At 50.2% G+C, this 18,740-nt stretch carries 16 protein-coding genes; 11 read left to right on the forward strand and 5 right to left on the reverse strand.

Annotated features, from left to right (window positions below; genetic code table 11):
- Nucleotides 1-18 precede the first annotated feature (18 nt).
- The 4 genes from HGH92_RS28330 to pafA all read left to right on the forward strand — a co-directional run bounded on the left by HGH92_RS28330 (nucleotide 19) and on the right by pafA (nucleotide 7,427).
- Nucleotides 19-957, forward strand: a complete 939-nt coding sequence (locus tag HGH92_RS28330) for a glycerophosphodiester phosphodiesterase family protein (protein ID WP_211092768.1) — start codon at nucleotides 19-21, stop codon at nucleotides 955-957.
- Nucleotides 958-983: 26 nt separating this feature from the next.
- Nucleotides 984-4,052, forward strand: a complete 3,069-nt coding sequence (locus HGH92_RS28335) for a SusC/RagA family TonB-linked outer membrane protein (RefSeq protein WP_168874176.1) — start codon at nucleotides 984-986, stop codon at nucleotides 4,050-4,052.
- A 21-nt stretch (nucleotides 4,053-4,073) separates the two neighbouring features.
- Complete coding sequence (locus HGH92_RS28340) at nucleotides 4,074-5,651, forward strand: RagB/SusD family nutrient uptake outer membrane protein (RefSeq protein WP_168874177.1); 1,578 nt, start codon at nucleotides 4,074-4,076, stop codon at nucleotides 5,649-5,651.
- 132 nt (nucleotides 5,652-5,783) lie between these two features.
- Nucleotides 5,784-7,427 (forward strand): alkaline phosphatase PafA, encoded by a 1,644-nt coding sequence (gene pafA, locus HGH92_RS28345; protein ID WP_168874178.1) that lies wholly within the window; start codon nucleotides 5,784-5,786, stop codon nucleotides 7,425-7,427.
- A gap of 158 nt (nucleotides 7,428-7,585) precedes the next feature.
- Here the strand turns inward: pafA and HGH92_RS28350 are convergent, their stop codons facing one another.
- Both HGH92_RS28350 and HGH92_RS28355 read right to left on the reverse strand, forming a co-directional pair.
- The gene (locus tag HGH92_RS28350; protein ID WP_168874179.1) at nucleotides 7,586-9,772 is read right to left on the reverse strand and encodes an ATP-binding protein; all 2,187 of its coding nucleotides are present in this window, start codon (nucleotides 9,770-9,772) and stop codon (nucleotides 7,586-7,588) included.
- Nucleotides 9,773-10,016: 244 nt separating this feature from the next.
- Nucleotides 10,017-11,000, reverse strand: a complete 984-nt coding sequence (locus HGH92_RS28355) for an ABC transporter ATP-binding protein (RefSeq protein WP_168874180.1) — start codon at nucleotides 10,998-11,000, stop codon at nucleotides 10,017-10,019.
- 232 nt (nucleotides 11,001-11,232) lie between these two features.
- Between HGH92_RS28355 and HGH92_RS28360 the strand changes: the two genes are divergently transcribed.
- Nucleotides 11,233-12,213: a GlxA family transcriptional regulator gene (locus tag HGH92_RS28360; RefSeq protein ID WP_168874181.1), complete on the forward strand. Its 981-nt coding sequence runs from the start codon at nucleotides 11,233-11,235 to the stop codon at nucleotides 12,211-12,213.
- 145 nt (nucleotides 12,214-12,358) lie between these two features.
- Here the strand turns inward: HGH92_RS28360 and HGH92_RS28365 are convergent, their stop codons facing one another.
- Complete coding sequence (locus HGH92_RS28365; protein ID WP_168874182.1) at nucleotides 12,359-12,760, reverse strand: VOC family protein; 402 nt, start codon at nucleotides 12,758-12,760, stop codon at nucleotides 12,359-12,361.
- Between the two features lie 54 nt (nucleotides 12,761-12,814).
- On the opposite strand from HGH92_RS28365, the gene HGH92_RS28370 reads away from it, so the two are divergent.
- The 5 genes from HGH92_RS28370 to HGH92_RS28390 all read left to right on the forward strand — a co-directional run bounded on the left by HGH92_RS28370 (nucleotide 12,815) and on the right by HGH92_RS28390 (nucleotide 15,926).
- The gene (locus HGH92_RS28370; protein WP_168874184.1) at nucleotides 12,815-12,955 is read left to right on the forward strand and encodes a hypothetical protein; all 141 of its coding nucleotides are present in this window, start codon (nucleotides 12,815-12,817) and stop codon (nucleotides 12,953-12,955) included.
- The gene (locus HGH92_RS28375; protein ID WP_168874185.1) at nucleotides 12,952-13,485 is read left to right on the forward strand and encodes a GNAT family N-acetyltransferase; all 534 of its coding nucleotides are present in this window, start codon (nucleotides 12,952-12,954) and stop codon (nucleotides 13,483-13,485) included. Before HGH92_RS28370 ends, HGH92_RS28375 begins: the two co-directional genes overlap by 4 nt.
- 87 nt (nucleotides 13,486-13,572) lie before the next feature.
- Complete coding sequence (locus HGH92_RS28380; RefSeq protein WP_168874186.1) at nucleotides 13,573-14,844, forward strand: erythromycin esterase family protein; 1,272 nt, start codon at nucleotides 13,573-13,575, stop codon at nucleotides 14,842-14,844.
- A 143-nt stretch (nucleotides 14,845-14,987) separates the two neighbouring features.
- On the forward strand, nucleotides 14,988-15,299 hold the full coding sequence (locus HGH92_RS28385) for a hypothetical protein (RefSeq protein WP_168874187.1): 312 nt from the start codon (nucleotides 14,988-14,990) through the stop codon (nucleotides 15,297-15,299).
- Between the two features lie 237 nt (nucleotides 15,300-15,536).
- The gene (locus tag HGH92_RS28390; protein ID WP_168874188.1) at nucleotides 15,537-15,926 is read left to right on the forward strand and encodes a DoxX family protein; all 390 of its coding nucleotides are present in this window, start codon (nucleotides 15,537-15,539) and stop codon (nucleotides 15,924-15,926) included.
- 62 nt (nucleotides 15,927-15,988) lie between these two features.
- Here the strand turns inward: HGH92_RS28390 and HGH92_RS28395 are convergent, their stop codons facing one another.
- Nucleotides 15,989-16,438: a GNAT family N-acetyltransferase gene (locus HGH92_RS28395; RefSeq protein WP_168874189.1), complete on the reverse strand. Its 450-nt coding sequence runs from the start codon at nucleotides 16,436-16,438 to the stop codon at nucleotides 15,989-15,991.
- A gap of 94 nt (nucleotides 16,439-16,532) precedes the next feature.
- Here HGH92_RS28395 and HGH92_RS28400 point away from each other — a divergent pair, with 94 nt between their 5' ends.
- On the forward strand, nucleotides 16,533-17,945 hold the full coding sequence (locus HGH92_RS28400) for a PLP-dependent aminotransferase family protein (protein ID WP_168874190.1): 1,413 nt from the start codon (nucleotides 16,533-16,535) through the stop codon (nucleotides 17,943-17,945).
- On the opposite strand, the gene HGH92_RS28405 is transcribed toward HGH92_RS28400, so the two are convergent.
- On the reverse strand, nucleotides 17,940-18,593 hold the full coding sequence (locus HGH92_RS28405; protein ID WP_168874191.1) for a hypothetical protein: 654 nt from the start codon (nucleotides 18,591-18,593) through the stop codon (nucleotides 17,940-17,942). The two genes, HGH92_RS28400 and HGH92_RS28405, sit on opposite strands and share 6 nt — an antisense overlap.
- Nucleotides 18,594-18,740 lie beyond the last annotated feature (147 nt).

Raw genomic sequence — 18,740 nt, forward strand, 5'->3', positions numbered from 1 at the left:
TGTAACAATTCATCAACAATGAAAAAACAAATGAATGTCCGGCTGATGGCCTGTGCCATGGCAGCTGCCGCCACTGTTTTTACAGCCTGTAAAACATCAAAGCCCACCACCGCTTTACAGCACAAAGACCTGCCTGCCTTCTTTAAAGTAGGCCACCGCGGTACCCGGGGACTGATGCCGGAAAACACCATCCCGGCCATGTACAAAGGCATCGAGACGGGCGCCAACACCATCGAATTCGATGTACACATCACCAAAGACGGCCAGGTGGTAGTATACCACGACGCCTCCTTCACACCGTCTTACACCACCATGCCTGATGGCAAAGACATCGCGGCCGCAGAACGCAGCAAGTACATTTTCTACCAGATGAACTACGCCGATATCCGTCGTTTTATCATCGGTGAGAAACCGTATCCCGCTTTCCCCGAACAGGAACGCCTCCGCTCCTATGCGCCGCTGCTGGGTGAAATGATCGACTCCGTAGAGAACTATACTAACAAACACCACCTGCCTCCTGTTTACTATCTGCTGGAAGTAAAGTCTTCCGAAAAAACAGATGGCACTGAACAACCCTCTCCGGAAGAATACATGAAGATCATGATGGCCGTAAAACAATTGAAGCCATTGGGCAACCGCCTGCTGATCCAGTCCTTCGACATGCGCCCGCTGCAGGTGCTGCATAAAACGCATCCGCACATCAGACTGGGCTTCCTCACCGGCGACAAACACGTAACGTTTGAGCAGAATATGCAACAGCTGGGCTTTACACCCACCTTCTACAATCCGGCTTACCCACTGGTGACACCGGAGCTGATCAAAAAATGTCATGACCAACATATGCTGATTGTTCCGTGGACAGTACAGGAACCGGCAGAAATGAAACAATTAAAAGCCATGGGCGTAGACGGTATCATTACAGATTATCCCAACAGGCTGGAAGAAGCGATCAAATAATATCAACCAAAAAAAAGAAAACAGCTATGAAATTGCGAACACGGTTCCGGGCATTCCGTCCGGCTGGTATGCTATTGCTATGCCTCGGAATCATCCTTATCTCTGTCACATCCCTGTATGCACAGGATGTCAGCATCACCGGTAAAATAACCGGCGCCGGCGGCACACCACTGCCCGGCGTTAGTATCCAGGTGGCAGGTACCACCAAAGGCGCCAGCACCAGCGCCGACGGACAGTTCAAACTGAACGCTCCTACAGGTTCTACGTTAAAAATCTCATTTATCGGTTACCTCTCCAAAGAGATCAAAGTAACCAATGCCACCCCGCTGCATATCACGCTGGAAGAAGATGTACAAAAGCTCAACGACGTGGTGGTGGTAGGTTATGGCACACAGAAAAAAGCCACGCTCACCGGCGCTATTACCACTGTATCCATGGCCCAACAGGAAGGCCGCCCGCTGACCAACGCCAGTAACGCGTTGCAGGGCGTTCCCGGTGTGTTCACCAACCTAAGCAACAGCCAGCCTGGTGTAGACCGCAGCACGATCCGCATCCGTGGCGTGGGTACGCTCAGCAGTAACGAACCGCTGGTATTGGTTGACGGAATTGAGTATTCCATGGATGAACTGAATCCGAACGATATCGAGACGATCACCGTGCTGAAAGATGCTGCTGCGGCCATCTACGGCTCGCGTGCAGCCAGTGGCGTTATCCTGGTGACCACCAAAAAAGGCAAAGGAGCATCTAAAATCAACTACAGCTACTATCGTGGCGTACAGAAAGCTACCTATCTGCCCGATATCATCGACGATCCGATCGCCTACATGAAGCTGAAAAACCAGGCCAACCTGAATGAAGGCACCACCAAAGTAGATTATTCAGACGCACAGATCGCAGAATATGAAAAGGGCATGGCCACAAATCCTATCCTGTATCCTGCGAATAACTGGTATAACATCGCACTCAAAAACGGCGTTATTCAGAAACATGACCTGAGTGTGGCAGGTAGCACTGACAAATACCAGTACCGTCTGTCACTCGGTTATCTCGACAGGGAAGGTATCCTTTTCGGCCCTGGTAACCACGAGAAAAAATATTCTGTAGGCCTTAACACCTCCATGCAAGTCACCCAAAGGCTGAGAGCAGGCTTGACACTGGATGGCTACTATCGCAATTATACGCAGCCTTTTTATAACTCCACCTGGGAATACCTCGCCCGCGCACTGCCTATCCTGACAGATACGCTGGAAGATGGCCGCTATGGCAATTCCTGGATGAGGACTTCCGGCCGTAACAACTGGGAGCATCCCCGCATGTTGTCCTACAATGGCTTGCAGACCAAGATCGTACAACGTTTTCTGGCGACCATCTTTGCTGAATACAAGTTGCCATTTGATATCAATTACAATATCAAATTTGGCGTTGATAAGTACGATGGCCAGCTGACCCAATTCACGCCGCGTATGCAGACATTTGACCCTAAAACCAATGTCGCTACCAACTGGAACAATCCCAACACGGCGCCGCGTTCGTACAAGACGGATTACAATGACATGAACATCCACTTCTACAACACGCTGGACTGGAAAAAAACTTTTGCCGCCAAACATAACCTGAGCGTGATGCTCGGCGCCAGCTATGACAACTTCGACAAGGACCAGTTTGATGCCAGCATGTATGGCTACCTGGACGGCACACTGGACGCACTGAGCGCCGGCGTGTACTGGAACGCCACTTCCGGCAATACCACCCGCGATGTGCTGGAGTCTTACTTTGGCCGTGCCAACTATGACTACGACGGCAAGTACCTGTTTGAAGCCGCTTTCCGTTATGACGGTTCTTCCCGTTTCGCTCCCGGAAAACGCTGGGGCTTCTACCCTTCCGCTTCCGCAGGATGGCGCATAGATAAAGAGTCCTTCTTCCAGTCCCGCCTGATTGACGTATTGAAACTGCGCGCTTCCGTAGGCCAGTTGGGCACACAGGCAGTAGCGTTATACAGCTATACGCCTTCAGTGAGCATGGGTGAAGACTACAGCTTTGGCGGCAATGCCCCTGTACTGGGTTCCGGCGCTGCTGTTACCAGTGCGGTAGATCCGGGGATCAAATGGGAAGTAACCACCACCTATAACGCCGGTGTGGACGTCAACCTGTTCAAAAGCCGTTTAGCCGTTACCGTTGATGTGTATAAAAAAATCACCGACGGCATTTTGCGGGCAGTGGCGCTTCCTTCGCAGGTAGGTAACCTGGCCGGGCCTAAAAGAAACGTAGGCCGTGTAGACAACACCGGTATCGAACTGGTGCTGCAATACAAAAATAATATCGGCAACCTCGACTATAGTGTGTACGGTAATGCGTCGTACAACAAAAACGAGGTGATAGACCTGAGAGGCGAAAAAATCTACAGTGGAAACACCATTACACAGGCAGGTTATCCGATAGACGCCTACTATGTACTATTGTCTGACGGCATCTTCCAGTCCGACGAAGAAGTAGCTAAAAGCGCCTTCCAGAGCGGAAAAACCAAAGCCGGTTACATTAAGTACAAAGATATCAATGGCGATGGCGTGATCAACGGTGACGACCGTGTAGCGTTAGATGCTTCTTCTTCAGTGCCCAAATGGACATTCGGTTTTGGCTTCAACCTAGGCTATAAAGGCATCTCCCTGAGCGCCTCTTTCCAGGGTATTGCCGGTGTTAAAGCCTACCCAGTGGGTAACCTGGCCTTACCCTTCGTAAATGGCGCCAATGCCACCAAAGAATGGTTAACAGACGTCTGGACGCCGACCAACACCAATGCGCGCCTGCCTATTGTCACTACCGGCACCAATGGCGTAGATAACTTCCGGGGCTCCGATTTCTGGCTGAGAAACAACTCTTATGTAAGAATGCGTAACCTCCAGCTGGGTTATTCCCTGCCTGACAGGTGGTTGTCTAAAGTAAAAATCAGCAAAGTGAATGTATTTGTGAATGGAGAAAACCTGCTGACGTTCTCCCGTTACAAAGACTTCGATCCGGAAGCTGTTCTGGACCAGAGCAACCTGTATCGTTACCCGATGCTGAAGACTTTTAACGGTGGACTGAACGTAACCTTCTAATCTTATTCAATCATGATCCAAATGAAAAAGATACATATAGCGATAGTAGCCATGGGCCTGCTGGCGTCAGCCTGCAACAAAAGCCTGCTGGATACACAACCGCACGACAAATATACAGATGAGACTTTCTGGAGAACTCCGGAAGCCGCCAATGCAGCGCTGACCGGCTGTTATTCCGTGTTACGCAATGACGGCATCTACGGCGGCAAAGGTTCTAACAACGCTACGGCCCTCTGGGAAGAGACAATGTCACCCAATGCATACTATAAAACCAACGGAATGGCCTATAACTCCATCGCTTCCGGCCAGCAAATGCCCAGCAGCGGTGGTATCATCAGCTCCCGTTATGCCGACTGCTACGGCGGCATCGGCCGTTGCAATACTTTCCTGAAAAAAGTGGACGAAGTGCCCGGCATGGACGAAGCCCAGAAAAAAATCATGAAAGGCCAGGCGCTCTTCCTGCGCGGTTTTTACTACTTCACCATACAAAACTACTATGGTGGCGTTCCGCTGATCCTGGACCCACCGGACATGAACACCCAAAGCAAACTGCCGCGCAACAAACGTGAAGAAGTGATCGCACAGGTGATCAAAGACCTGGATGACGCAGCAGCTGTTTTACCGCTCACCTACGGCGCCACAGACAAGGGCAGAGCCACCAAAGGCGCTGCCATGGCGCTGAAGGCAAGGGTATTATTGTACGAAGCCAGTCCCCTGCTGAACCCGGGCAACGACGCAGCCAAATGGGCCGCCGCAGCTGCCGCTGCCAAAGCGGTCATGGACCTGGGTGGCACCGGGTATGGATTATTTGCCAACTATCGCAACCTGTTCCTCAAAGCTAATGAAAACAACAAAGAAGTTATTTTCGACGTGCAGTACATGTTCCCTAACCAGGGCAACTCTTTCGACCTGATCTGCTCTCAGTATAACTCCAACGCGCCACTGCTGGGCCTTGCGCAAGCCTATTATATGAAGAATGGATTGCCGATCACAGATCCCGCTTCCGGATACGATGCCACGAAGCCTTATCTGAACCGTGATCCACGCCTGCAGGGCACCATCACTTTCCCAACCGACATGTACCAGGGCAAGAAAGTAGACTCCAGCCGCTTTGCGATTACCGGTTATGGCGTTAAAAAATTCAGCGTGTATGACACGCTGGCCCCCGCACAGGCAGATAAAGACCTGAAAGGCGGTCAGTCAGAAATCAACTTCATTGTGCTGCGTTATGCTGACATCCTGATGATGTATGCCGAAGCGCAAAACGAAGCGGCGGGCCCTGATGCAACCGTATACGCAGCGCTGAACCAGCTCCGTGACCGGGTGGGCATGCCGCGTTTCAATCCGGGACTTTCCAAAGATGACATGCGCCGCGAGATACGTCATGAAAGACGCGTGGAATTTGCAGGTGAAGGATTATATTATAACGATATCCGTCGCTGGAAGACAGCCGAGACGGAGCTGAACACTGAGATCTATGACTTCGCCGGCAAGGTGCTGGAAAAAAGGACCTTCAACCCCAAACGTGACTACTGGTGGCCTATCCCGCAGGGAGAAAAGGACCTGAACCCTAATCTGGAGCAGAATCCGGGATACTAGTATTCATCCAGCTATTTGTCCGTTCATACAAAAAAAAGCAGCATAATTGCGGAAACGGAATAAACTTAGCGGTTCTGGCCTGAGGGACCAGGACCGCTAACTATTTACAGCTATATAGAAATCTAAAAAAACATGACCAGACTAAAACTCTCCGCCCTGCTGATGATGGGCTCCTTAGCCATAGGGCTGGGACCATCGGCAATGGCACAAGCACCGGAAAGGCCCAAACTAGTAGTGGGAATTGTAGTGGACCAGATGCGTTGGGATTACCTGTACCGTTATGCTGATCGTTATGAATCCGGCGGCTTCAAAAGAATGCTGAATGAAGGTTTCTCATGCGAGAACACCACCATCAGCCATCTCCCGTCCTTTACCGCTGTAGGACACAGCACCGTATATACCGGGTCAGTACCCGCCATCCATGGCATCACCGGCAATGACTGGACCGATCAGCTGACCGGCAGAAAATGGTATTGCACAGAAGACACCGTGGCACAATCCGTGGGCAGCACCTCCAAAGCCGGACAGATGTCGCCACGCAACCTGCTGGCATCCACCATCACCGATGAACTGCGTTTCGCCACTAACTTCCGTTCCAAAGTAGTAGGCGTGTCGCTGAAAGACCGCGCTTCCATACTACCCGCCGGACATACACCCAGCGGCGCTTTCTGGTTTGATGATGCCAACGGCAGCTTTATCACCAGCACATACTACATGAAAGACCTGCCGGAATGGGTAAAACGTTTCAATGCCCGCAAACTGCCGGAGCAGCTCATGTCCAAACCCTGGGAGCCGCTGTACCCTATCAACAGCTACGTGCAGAGCAGCACAGACAACGTATCGTGGGAAGGCACCTTCAGCGGCGAGAAAGCACCTGTGTTCCCGCACAACATGAAAGAGATCTACAAAAAAAATCCAGGCAGCCTGCGCACCACGCCTTCCGGCAACACCCTCACGCTGGAATTCGCGATGGCAGCCGTTGACGGATACAACCTCGGCAACGGTGAAGCCACCGACTTTCTCACCATCAACTGCGCTTCTACAGACTATGTAGGCCACCAATACGGCCCTAACTCTATTGAAGTGGAAGACACCTACCTCCGTCTCGATAAAGACCTGGCCGGCTTCTTCAGCTATCTCGACAAAAAAGTAGGTAAAGGCAACTACCTCGTATTCCTTACCGCAGACCACGGCGCCGCCCACTCTGTAGGCTTTATGAACGAATACAATGTGCCTGCCGGCTTTGTAAAAGACAAGCCGATGATGGCCAGCCTGGACAGCCTGCTGGCTGTACGTTTCGGCGTAAAAGGCCTCGTACGCTCCGGCATGAACTATCATGTGAACTACGACGTCAATAAAATAGAAGCCAATAAACTGGACTACGACGCCATCAAAAAAGAAACCGTGAAATTCCTCCAGCGTCAGCCAGGTATACAGTTCGCCGCAGATATCGATAACCTGGGCGACAGCCCCATACCACAGCCGATCAAAAGCATGATCGCCAATGGCTATAATCCTAAACGCACCGGCTCCGTGATGATCATCCCCGAACCAGGATGGTACCAGGGCTTCGAGAAAGGCACTACCCATGGCAACTGGAACATGTATGACATCCACATCCCACTTGTATTCATGGGATGGCATGTTCAACATGGCGCCAGCAACGAAATCACGCATATGACAGACATCGCCGCCACACTGGCCGCCATGCTGCATGTGCAAATGCCGAACGGCTGCGTGGGCCGCCCGATTGAAAGCGTTATTAACCGAAAATAGTCCCAGGGCTGAAGCCCTGGGCCACAATTGGGGATTGACATATTTCCGTGTTGTCTGTCTGGAAGGAAACAGTTGATATTGCAAAATATAGCTGGTTTTCTGCCGGACTTGCAACGCGGATTTTTATTTTAGTGAGATATGAATCGATCCTGGCGGATTTAGTTTTGCTCCGGCGATACTTTTTCACCCAGCCTAAGGTTCCTGCGGATCACGCGATAAATGTCCATTTCCCGGAAAGGTTTCATCAGCCAGTCGTTGAAGCCGGCACGTTTGAAATCGCGTACGTCCTGTTCCGTGATATCCGCAGTAAGCGCCAACACTACCACCGCCGCCTTCTGCGGATCTGCATCCTTCCGTATCCGCTCCACCACTTCCAGGCCGCTGAGTTTAGGCATGTGCAGATCGAGCAGCACGAGATCGTACCGCTGCTGGCTCAACATGCGCACAGCTGTTTCTCCGTCACGCGCCATATCAAAACGGCATTTCCAGCGGGTCAGCATCATCTTCATCAATAACAGGTTCATCTCCTGGTCTTCGGCCACTAAGACATAACGCCCTTCCATAAACGCTCCTACCGGTTGTTCCGTTTCCGCGGTGGTTACCGCTTCATGGCTGGTGCCGGTGGACAGTTCATATGGTATCCGGCAGATAAATTCTGACCCTTGTCCCGGCTCGCTGGTAAAGGAGATAGTGCCTCCGTGCATTTCCACCAGCTTCTTGGTGATAGCCAGGCCCAGGCCGGTGCCTTTGACGGTCACCCGCGCCGGTGCCGCCTGATAGAAACGTTCAAACAGACTGGCCTGTGCTTCTTTGCTGATACCTTCCCCCGTATCTTTCACGGCAAAGGTGAACAGACCATGGGTATCGGAGTGTGTTTCCAGTGTGCCCGTAACCGTTACACTGCCGCTGGGCGTGTATTTGACGGCGTTACTGATCAGGTTGAGCAGGATCTGTTTCAGCCGGAAGCCATCGCCCATTACTTCGCGGTGCCGTTCTCCCTTAAAATCAGCGGTGAACTCCAGGTTCTTTTGTACCGCCAGAATACGGGTGGTATTGATCACGTCCTCAAAAGTATCGTAAAGGGAGAAAGGCTCGTGCAGGATGGAAATGTATTCTTTTTCCAGCTTGGAGAAGTCCAACACGTCGTTGACCACCTGCATCAGCATGTCAGCGGATGTTTCCACGGAACGTAGCAGATCGCGCTGATTGGCGGACAGTTCGGAGTATGCCAGTTGTTCACTGAAACCTACCACCGCGTTCAGTGGTGTCCGTATTTCATGGCTCATATTGGCCAGGAATTCCGTCCGCACGCGGGCCTGCTCCCGTGCTGCCTCTTCGCTGGCTTCCAGCTGCAATTCTTTTTTGCGTAGCAGCCAATATGTTCCCAGTGCAGTGGCGACTGCCAGCACCAGGGAAATAAATCCCCATACCGCGATGCTGCGCATGGTACTGGCATCGGCATACACGCTTTGTTTGGCCTGTTGTTTCTGTTGCGCCAGGGCCGTGGCGGCGTTTTCCCTTAACGCCACAATCAGCGTGTCCAGTTCTCCCAGCATAGAGATGTTGGTACCGGCCAGCGACTGTTCGTCAGCGTCTATTTTGAGGCGGTTGGACAGCTGAGTGCGCAGGATTTTTTTATAATATCCGTTGACGTCCGTGATAATATCTTTCATACGCTGGGCATCATAGGTCTCTTTGTCGATGACCTTTCCGCTTTTGGTTTTCACCAGCACGGCCATCTGCGCTTTTACCGTATCTCCTTTGTTTTTGTTGGAGAAAGCGTTGCCCAGTCTTTTAAAGAACCCTTTCTTTTTCTCCGGTTGCGCCTGCACATTGCTGACAGTATCCATGGTCACCTCGTCTTTCTTGATCTGGGTGACCTTATAACTGGGGATACTGCTCAGCAGCTTATCGATACGGTCGTCCGTAAGAGAGGTGGACAACATGGAGTCCGTTGCTTTTTTCATCTGGGCTATCCGTTCAGAGACTTCGGTTTTTTTAGCCACCAGTCCATCGAACTGCTGATGGCCAGGGGCTTTGGCCAGCATGCCCGCTACCATGTCTACTGACGACAAAACTTCTCCCAACTGAACGGAAAACTGTTGCAGGTAGTTCCTTTTGTAGGTGATGGTGAACATGCGGAAATTATTTTCCGCACGGCTGAGGGTCAACAACGCATTGTCCATAAGGCGTATGCCGGGGTTATCACGGGACAGGGTATCTGCCGACGCCAGCAGTTTTCCTGCGCTGCGCTGGTGAACATCGTATCCGAAAATAAACAGCACGCCAATGGCAAAGGCGGCCAGGAACAAAACAACGAAGAATATTTTAAGTGATCGACGCATGTTAACGTATAGTTGGTTATGAATATACAAGACGATACAGTACAGGAGGGTTTTACAGTACTGATGGTTACTGATACGATTAAAACAATACGATTAAAATGATACGAGAAAAACGGATGATTCAGGATATGGTCAGCGCTTTCAGCTGCTATAAAGGGGAAGGTAAAGAAAAATTCGGAATTAACAGTCAAGGCTGCCGGTATTTAACACCGGCAGCCTTTTACGTTCTTTTATCTTGTCGGGATCAGAGATACCAGACTTCGTCCTGGTGAATGGAGAGAAACACCGTGTCTCCCTTTTTCACCTCAGATTTGGCGGTCCTGATCAGAACCGTGTCTTTAGCAAGTGTAACAACCGTCTCGTAAAAGCTGCCATAGAAACGCACTTGTTTGACCTTGCCTTTCAGAGCCAGTTCGCTTTCCGGTACCAGCATAAGGCTTTCGGGGCGAAGGAAGAGATTTTTGTTGTTGGTTTCCACACCCGGCAAACCCGCGAATTTCTTTGCCTTCGCAGGACTGAAAAGATTATAGGTGCCCAGCAGACCAGCCACGTATTCGTTGACCGGCCGGCCATATACCTCGCGGGGCGTGCCTTGCTGGACAATTTCACCGTCTTTCATGATCAGCACTTCGTCCGCCCAGGACAGGATGTCCAGCGGATCGTGTGAAATGAGCATGCAGGTGATGTCCAGGTTTTCGGAGATATCGTGGATGACTTCTTTCAGTTTGTTTTTATGGATAAGGTCCAGGTTGGAAAACGGTTCGTCCAGCAGTAAGAGCCGCGGCGCAGTGACCAGCAGCCTGGCCAGTGCGATCCTTTGTTTTTCGCCGCCGGACAACTGGTCTGTTTTCCTTTTCAGCAAATGGGAGATCTGGCACAGCTCATATAACTCTGTAGCCGATTCTTCTGTGAGCTTGTTGTTGTAAGACAGGATCTCCTCCACGCGATAGTTGTTACGCAATTCGAAGTGCTGCGAGAGATAAGCGATACCGGGTTGTCCGGGAATTAATACTTCCAGCGGCCCTTCTACCCTCACGTCTTCAAAAGACACCTTACCGGCATCGGGCTGCGCAAACCCGCCGATCATTTTCAGCAGCGTGCTTTTACCGGAGCCTGTTTCCCCGGCGATAGCCACTTTCTGAAATTTTTCCACCGTGAAGCTGATATCCTTCACTACCGGAACACCCAATTGGTTTTTACTGATGTTGGAGACCGTTAAAAAGCTCATATGTCCTGTTTGTCTGTTACCCGGAAATGCCCGGTCGAAAGACCTTTCAATCGGGCAAATATAACAGAAAATGGTAAAATACAACCCCATGACAGTCATTTAACCAACCCAATCCTTGCTGGCAGGGGGTTCTGTCCGCGTAAAGAAAATAGTTAATATATCATCCCCAGGGGGTGTATTTCCGCCAAACGGAGGGGTTGATCCCGACAAACACCCCATTTACCTTTACCATATGAAACACATATCTATCCTGGTTCCCAAGGGAGCCGTACTAGGCAGCATTGAAGGGCCCCGTCAGGTGTTTACCGAGGTAAACAAGATGTTGAAAAACAATGGCGACTCCCCTATGTTTAAGGTACAGCTGGTAGGGCTGACCCGAGAAGTACCCGCATGCGGGGGTATGTACACTGTTTATGCGGATGCCACTATCAAAGACATCCCTAAAACAGACCTTATCATTATTCCGGCATTGGATGGTGATATGCCGAAAATCATTGAGCAGAACAGGGAGTTCCTTCCCTGGATCGTGCAACAGTACAAAGGCGGCGCCGAAGTGGGCAGTCTTTGTGTAGGCGCTTTCCTCCTGGCTGCCACCGGCCTGGTGAACGGCCGCCGGTGTGCCACCCATTGGATGGCAGCCAATGATTTCAGAAGAATGTACCCGCAGGTAGATCTGGTGGAAGATAAAATCCTCACCGATGAATATGGCATATATTCCAGCGGTGGTGCTTTTTCCTACCTCAACCTCATTCTCTACCTGATAGAAAAATATTGCGACCGGCAGATAGCCGTTTTCTGCTCCAAAGCTTTCCAGATAGACATTCAGCGCGACAGCCAATCGCCCTTTATGGTGTTCCGTGGCCAGAAAGACCATGAAGACGAACCTATCCGCAAAGCGCAGGAATTCATTGAGAAAAATTTCACGGAAAAGATCACGGTAGACCAGCTGGCTTATATGTTCACGCTTGGCCGGAGGAACCTGGAGCGGCGGTTTAAGAAAGCCACTTCCAATACAGTGGTCGAGTACATCCAGCGGGTGAAAATAGAGGCTGCCAAAAAGAGCCTTGAGTCATCCCGCGAAAATGTCAACGAAGTAATGTACAATGTGGGTTATACCGATCCCAAGGCTTTCCGGATCACCTTCAAAAAGATAACCGGTATGTCGCCGGTACAATACCGGAACCGGTACAACAAGGAAATAGAAGTAGAATAAGCAATTACGAATTACAAATTACGAATTACGAATTACGAATTAAGGGCTCTTTTATGGGAAGTTTACTTAGTATCCTCTCCATAAGGAAGCCCTTAATTCGTAATTCGTAATTCGTAATTTGTAATTCGTAATTCGTAATTTGTAATTAATTCGCGGGGATTGGTTCCATAAACATATACTCCCAGAAATGACCATCGAGGTCACGGAAACCGTGGCCATACATAATTCCGTGGTCCTGCGGCGCTCTGGGCGCTGTAGCGCCGGCAGCTACGGCTTTGGCCACAATGGTATCCACCTCTTCCCTGCTGCTGGCAGAAAGGCAATTGAGACACTCTGTATGGGTACTGGTATCACAGATCTCATTATTGGTGAAGGTCTTAAAGAACGGTTCAACCAGCAGCATCGCATAGATGGTATCAGAAATCACCATACACGCTGCTTTATCATCTGTAAACTGAGGATTGAAGCTGTATCCCAGCTGCGTAAAAAACTGAATGCTTTTCTGAAGGTCTTTAACCGGCAGATTAACGAAGATAGCTGTCGCCATAATTGGATTTTTTTTTGTTTGATGTTGATGCAAACTTATATCGTTTTCCTGCGTATGATAGCGTCCAAAAACGACAATAATGGTGGCAAAATGCGACTGTTGCCTGCCACCACGCGCAACTGTACTACTTCTTTTTATACGATGTGTACCACCTCAAAGGCAGGCTGCGGGATTACCTTTGCCGTGAAACAATGAATAACGCAATGGAGACCGTACAGAACATCACCACCAAATTTGTGGTTGTCAATGAAGCCAACATACAGGCCCTGCTTTCCCTCATCACCGGACTGGCCAGGGAAAAATACGGACAACTGTTATCCTCCGCCCAGCTGGATGATTACCTGAGCAGGTTTACGCCACAACAACTCACATCAGACATCAACAATTTTTCCAATCAATGGCTTATGGTATATGCCGACAAGGAGCCGGCCGGATATGCGCTGATCACCTCCGCCGGGAAACGGCCGGATGTACTCACTGAAAAAAAGGTAAAACGGCTGGCCGGCTTTGGCGTTTTGCAACAATACCAGCACAGCGGCTGCGCAGCGGTATTAATGAAAAAGTGCCTGCAGGCAGGACAATCCTATGACGCACTGTGGATGCATGAGCATGCCGGCAACCCGTTGTTGCCCTACTTTGAGGAAAACAATTTCCGGCAGACAGGTCAACAGGACGAATTGGAAGCGCTGCCCTTACAGGGTGTATACCTGATCAGGCGAAAATGATTAAATTACCAGGAGGAAGGCTGGCCCGATAGTACTTTTAAACGGGCAGGCCGACTTCCTGGCACATCATTTTATGCACTAACAGTTATGCTTATACGCAAATCCCTCCGGCCATTGTTACTGGCCTTCGCGCTCTACAACCAGACAGCCGCCGCACAGGCGCCCCATATTCCCAACGCCGTTGAGGTCCGTTCCATAGATCCGTCGGACGACCGCTATGCAGACCTGGAGCCGCTCCGCGCCGCTATCGGCCGCTCCAGGATAGTGCTGCTCGGGGAACAGACACACGGAGAAGCCACTACGTTTCTCGCCAAAACACGGCTTATTAAATTCCTGCATGAAAAGATGGGATTTGAAGTGCTGGCATTTGAAAGTGGTCTGTACGACTGCGCCCGTATCTGGGACAACACCGTCAAAGGCGGACAGTTTTCCAAAGAAGTCATAGGCAGCCTGTTCTTCATGTATGCCACCAGCAAACAGATGCAGCCCCTGCATGACTACATTCAGGCAAACGTGAAGAGCCGTACGCCGCTCGTCGTGACCGGTTTCGAGAGCCAGCATTCCGGCGAATTTGCCAAGACGAAGCTATTCCCCGATTTTGACCAATTCCTGCAACAAAAACATATCTCCCTTCCGGACAGCAGCTGGCAACTGTTTCAGCGTGTTGCCCTGGCCACCTTTGCCTCCAACCAGTACAGGCCTGCCGCTGCGGAACAGGAAACGTTTTTCAAAGTACTGAATAAGCTCAAAGCCACGTTGTCCAAAGAAGCGGACAACCCTGCACACTTCACTGCCTCTCCCGGTTTCTGGTTAAAAATCACCGAAAGTATCGAGTCGCAGGCATTGCGTTACTGGGGCCTTGTGACCGGCAATGAGCTAAGCGTGCGCGACAAGCAGATGGCAGAAAATTTTATCTGGCTGGCCGAGAAAGCCTTCCCTGGTAAAAAAATTATCGTGTGGGCACATAACATCCACATCTCCAAAAATACCAGTCAGCTAACAGACGCTAATGACAAGCCCATACCTTTCCTGCAAACATATGTGCCTATGGGCGCCACGGTGAGCAAACATTTCGGCAAAGCAGCGTATGTTATCGGCTTCTCCGGTTCTACCGGAACTTACATTGACTTTAATAACGGTCAAACCGCTAACGTACCGCCTGTAGTGCCGGGCAGCGTGGAGGGACAGCTCGATGCCAGCGGCTATGCACAGGCGTTTACAGACTACCGCACCGCCAAGGGCTGGTTGCAGCAAAAACAACAGGCCACCCTGTTTGACTTTATCCCGACGAAAGGTATCTGGCCGGAGATTTTCGACGGTCTTTTTTACATACACGCCTCCACGCCGGTAGACCGTTGAGCCATTTTTTCTGATGTACGGTTTTTTGATATGAGGTTGATCAGGTCGCTTTCAAATCAAAAAATCGTACATCAGAAAATTCCTAAATTATTCCTATCTTAGAATAATTCCTCGTCGCAGCAACCAATAATCAATTTAACCATATGGCGTCAATACAGTTCGAGAACGTATCCGCGATCCTTGCAGAAAATCCCGGAGTATTCAGTAAACCCGCCGCAGAAGAGTTATCCCGTTTGACCCACGGCGACACGGTGTGTCTTTTTTTCGTTTATGGTTTCAGTACCTCCGGCCGCAAAGCAGAGCGGCTGCTGGCGAGAGTCACGGCCGTGGAAGCCCATCAGTACAAAGGTATTCTGCTCTCTCCCACCCGACATGTAAAAACAATACAGCAGGGAGATGAAGTTACTTTTTCCAGCGAGCACATTGCTGCAGTACTGGCAGAGAGCCACTGTTAAGCGTTTCCCCCTTTTATCTTTTTCAAAATGAGACAGCAGCAGTATACTGCTGCTGTCTCATTTTACACTTCGCCGCAAACACCCCCTAAGAATGTCGGATTCACACAACATACGTTATCGCAATTGACACTACTTTTGTATCAGTCAATCACCACAAGGATTTCCGGAAAGATTTGATGGCGATTGGCAAACAGAAAAATTTACTATTCATTAAAACCTACACAAAAAACTACACACATGACAACGATAACAGCTCCTACCAAATCAGTACGCATCACCGGCAAAGTGATCAGTATCATCGTAATTCTTTTTATGCTGTTTGATGCGATTATGAAAGTGATCCAGAATAAATACTCCATGGAAGGCTCTGTAGCCCTGGGATGGCCGGCTTCACAGGTACAATTCATTGGTTTTGTACTGCTGGTCGCTACCATTCTGTATGCTATTCCCCGTACAGCCGTACTGGGCGCCATTCTGATCACGGCTTACCTTGGCGGCGCCGTGGCCATTATGATCCGTGTGGCGCAGCCGTTTTGGTTCGCAGTAGTGATGGGCGTACTCACCTGGGCAGGATTATACCTGCAGGACAACGGTGTTCGTAATCTGATACCTTTGCGTAAAGATTAACCGCTGATTAATCTCATGACCTTTCCGGGGAAATTGGTGCATCACCAGTTTCCCCGTTTTTTTTATCCGGACACATGGGACGCTTCTTCGGACGTGCGTTTAAGATAGACGTCCGGCCGGTGTACCTCCATTATGGATGCCGCATTGCCCGGGCTCCTGAAACCATATCCACGGTACAACTCATGTGCGTCGCGCGTGCTCAGCATGAACCGGCGCAGTTTTCCCACCCAGGGCTGATCTGTCAGAAAACCCATCATACTTTTGGAAATACCCCTGCCCCGGTAATCAGGCAACACAAACACATCTGCCACCCAGCCAAACGTATGGTAGTCTGTGATGACGCGGGCAAAAGCAACCTGCTTGTTGTCCAGGAACACGCCGACACAAAAAGAGTTTTCCAGCGATGCTTTTACTATATCAAAATCGATCCCTTTGGCCCAGTAGGAATCGTTTTGCAGGAACTGATGTATTGCCGCGAGGTCCATTTGCGCGGCTCCTGTTTTTATCTCCATCTGAAAAAGTTTTAACAAAAATGGGAAAAAACAGCGCATGGACACAGTTACAGTTTTTGTATTTTTGATAGATACAGTTAATAAACGGGGAATTATGAAGAAGGACTATATCTATCAACAGATAGCACAGAAAATCACACAATTGATCCGTGGCGGCGTATTAAAGCCGGGCGACAAACTGCCTTCCATCCGTACTATCTGCCAGGAACAGGGTATCAGCATGAACACCGCCAAACGGGTATATCTTGATCTGGAAAGCAAAGCGTTGATCACCTCCAAACCGCAATCCGGCTACTTCGTTGCCCAAACAAGTCTCCGGCAGTTGCCCTTACCTGCTGCCAGCAAACCATCCGGAAAAGACAGCCGGTCCATCCCTCATCAACTGATCAGTAAAATATATGGCGAAACGGAGCGCAAAGGTGTGACGTTTTTTTCCGTTGGCGTGCCGGCACCAGAGCTATTGCCTGTGGCCAAGCTCAACAAATGTTTATTAAAAGCGTCCCGCGAACTGAAAGACAGCAGTACCGGTTATGAGCCGTTGCCCGGCAACGAAAAATTACGCCAGGCCGTGGCCAGACGCAGTTTTATGTGGGGTGGCAGTCTATCTCCCGATGATATCATCACCACCTGTGGAGGTATGAATGCTATTAGTCTCTGTATGCTGGCCCTGACCAAACCCGGCGATACCATTGTTACCGAGAGCCCGCTGTTTTCAGGTATCCTGCAATTGGCACAGAGCATGGGATTGCGGGTATTGGAACTGCCTACTGACCCGCAAACGGGTATCGACCTGAAAGCACTAAAGGCTGTCGTTAAGGATATCAACCTGTGTCTGCTGGTGCCCAATTTCAGTACGCCGTTGGGCTGTTGCATGCCGGACGCGCATAAAAAAGCCGTTGTACAGTTGCTGGACCAGCACAATGTTCCATTGATAGAAGACGACCTGTATAGCGACCTGTATTTTGGCGCCTCCCGGCCTTCCACCTGCAAAGCTTTTGACAAAACGGGGAATGTATTGTGGTGCAGTTCTGTTTCCAAAACACTGGCACCAGGCTACCGCGTCGGCTGGGTATCGCCCGGCCGTTATAAGGAGCAGCTGCTCCGGATGAAATACGTACATATGTTGTCCACCTCTCCCCTTACCCAGGAGGCTATTGCCACGTTTCTGGAAAACGGCGGTTATGACCTGCACCTGCGTAAGTTAAGGGATACATTGCATACTAACTGCATCCGCTATACGAATACAATAGCTGCCCATTTTCCCGAAGGCACCCGCATATCGCGGCCGCAAGGGGGACTGTCGCTCTGGGTGGAGCTATGCAAAGACATTGATGCGACAGAGCTTTATGAGCAGGCCATCCGGCAGAAGATCAGTATTTCGCCGGGGCGGATGTTTACGCTGCAACAGCAGTTTGACAATTGCCTTCGGATAGCGATAGGCATGCCCTGGTCAGATCAGTTGCAGCGCAAGCTTCAACAGCTGGGCAGGATTGCGGGGAATTTATAATTCTTTAAAGCTGTAACGGTCTTCCATATACGCCAGGGCGTCTTCTGTGCGGCAGGAAGCAAAGAGTGTTTCACTGACACCTCCTTCCTTATCGGGAAAATACCATACCAGGGTATCCTGGTACCAGTAGATGATCAGATTACCAGGTTGGTTGACCACCTTCTCCCAATGCTGCGCGTCTTCCAATACCATCGCTATTTCCTTATCATCCATGCCAGTATAGAGGGCGCTCACCCATTCGTAGCCGCCCTGTGCAAACTGGTAGTACAGGACTGCTTCGAGAAAAGCGGTCAACGTATCATCTTCCGCGTACCATTTATCATCCGGATATGGGCATTGATATACGGTAGCCTGGTCACTGGCCGTTTCATTCAAGGCGATGCCCCATACACATACACCCTGATTTTCTTCCAGGAAAACCAGTTTGTCCCCTTCTGTGAAAAGCGTTTCCAGCGGTGTAAAATGCTGGAAGCTGTCCATCACGGTTTCTTCTTTGCCGGCCAGCCGGTAAAAAGATTGTAGCACAGGTGGCAAAGGACTGCCTGACTTTTTTTCCGCTTCCGTTATTTCCGCTGCGCTGACGCCGTCTTCCGGTTGTAATTTCCTGCCCAGCAACCGCTCTATGATAAATTTCAGTTTGTTCTCCATGCCTGCAAAAATGGAATAAAAAGGAGTATAAACAAATATTCTTTACGCTGGGCAACCTGATCACGACATGGCACAAAAGCCCTTTTAACAACCGCTGGTGCGTTGATTTGGGCAACTGGCCAAAAGCTATTAACTTACTGTATATAA

This window comes from Chitinophaga varians (genome assembly GCF_012641275.1).
In the GTDB taxonomy this organism is placed as follows: domain Bacteria; phylum Bacteroidota; class Bacteroidia; order Chitinophagales; family Chitinophagaceae; genus Chitinophaga; species Chitinophaga varians_A.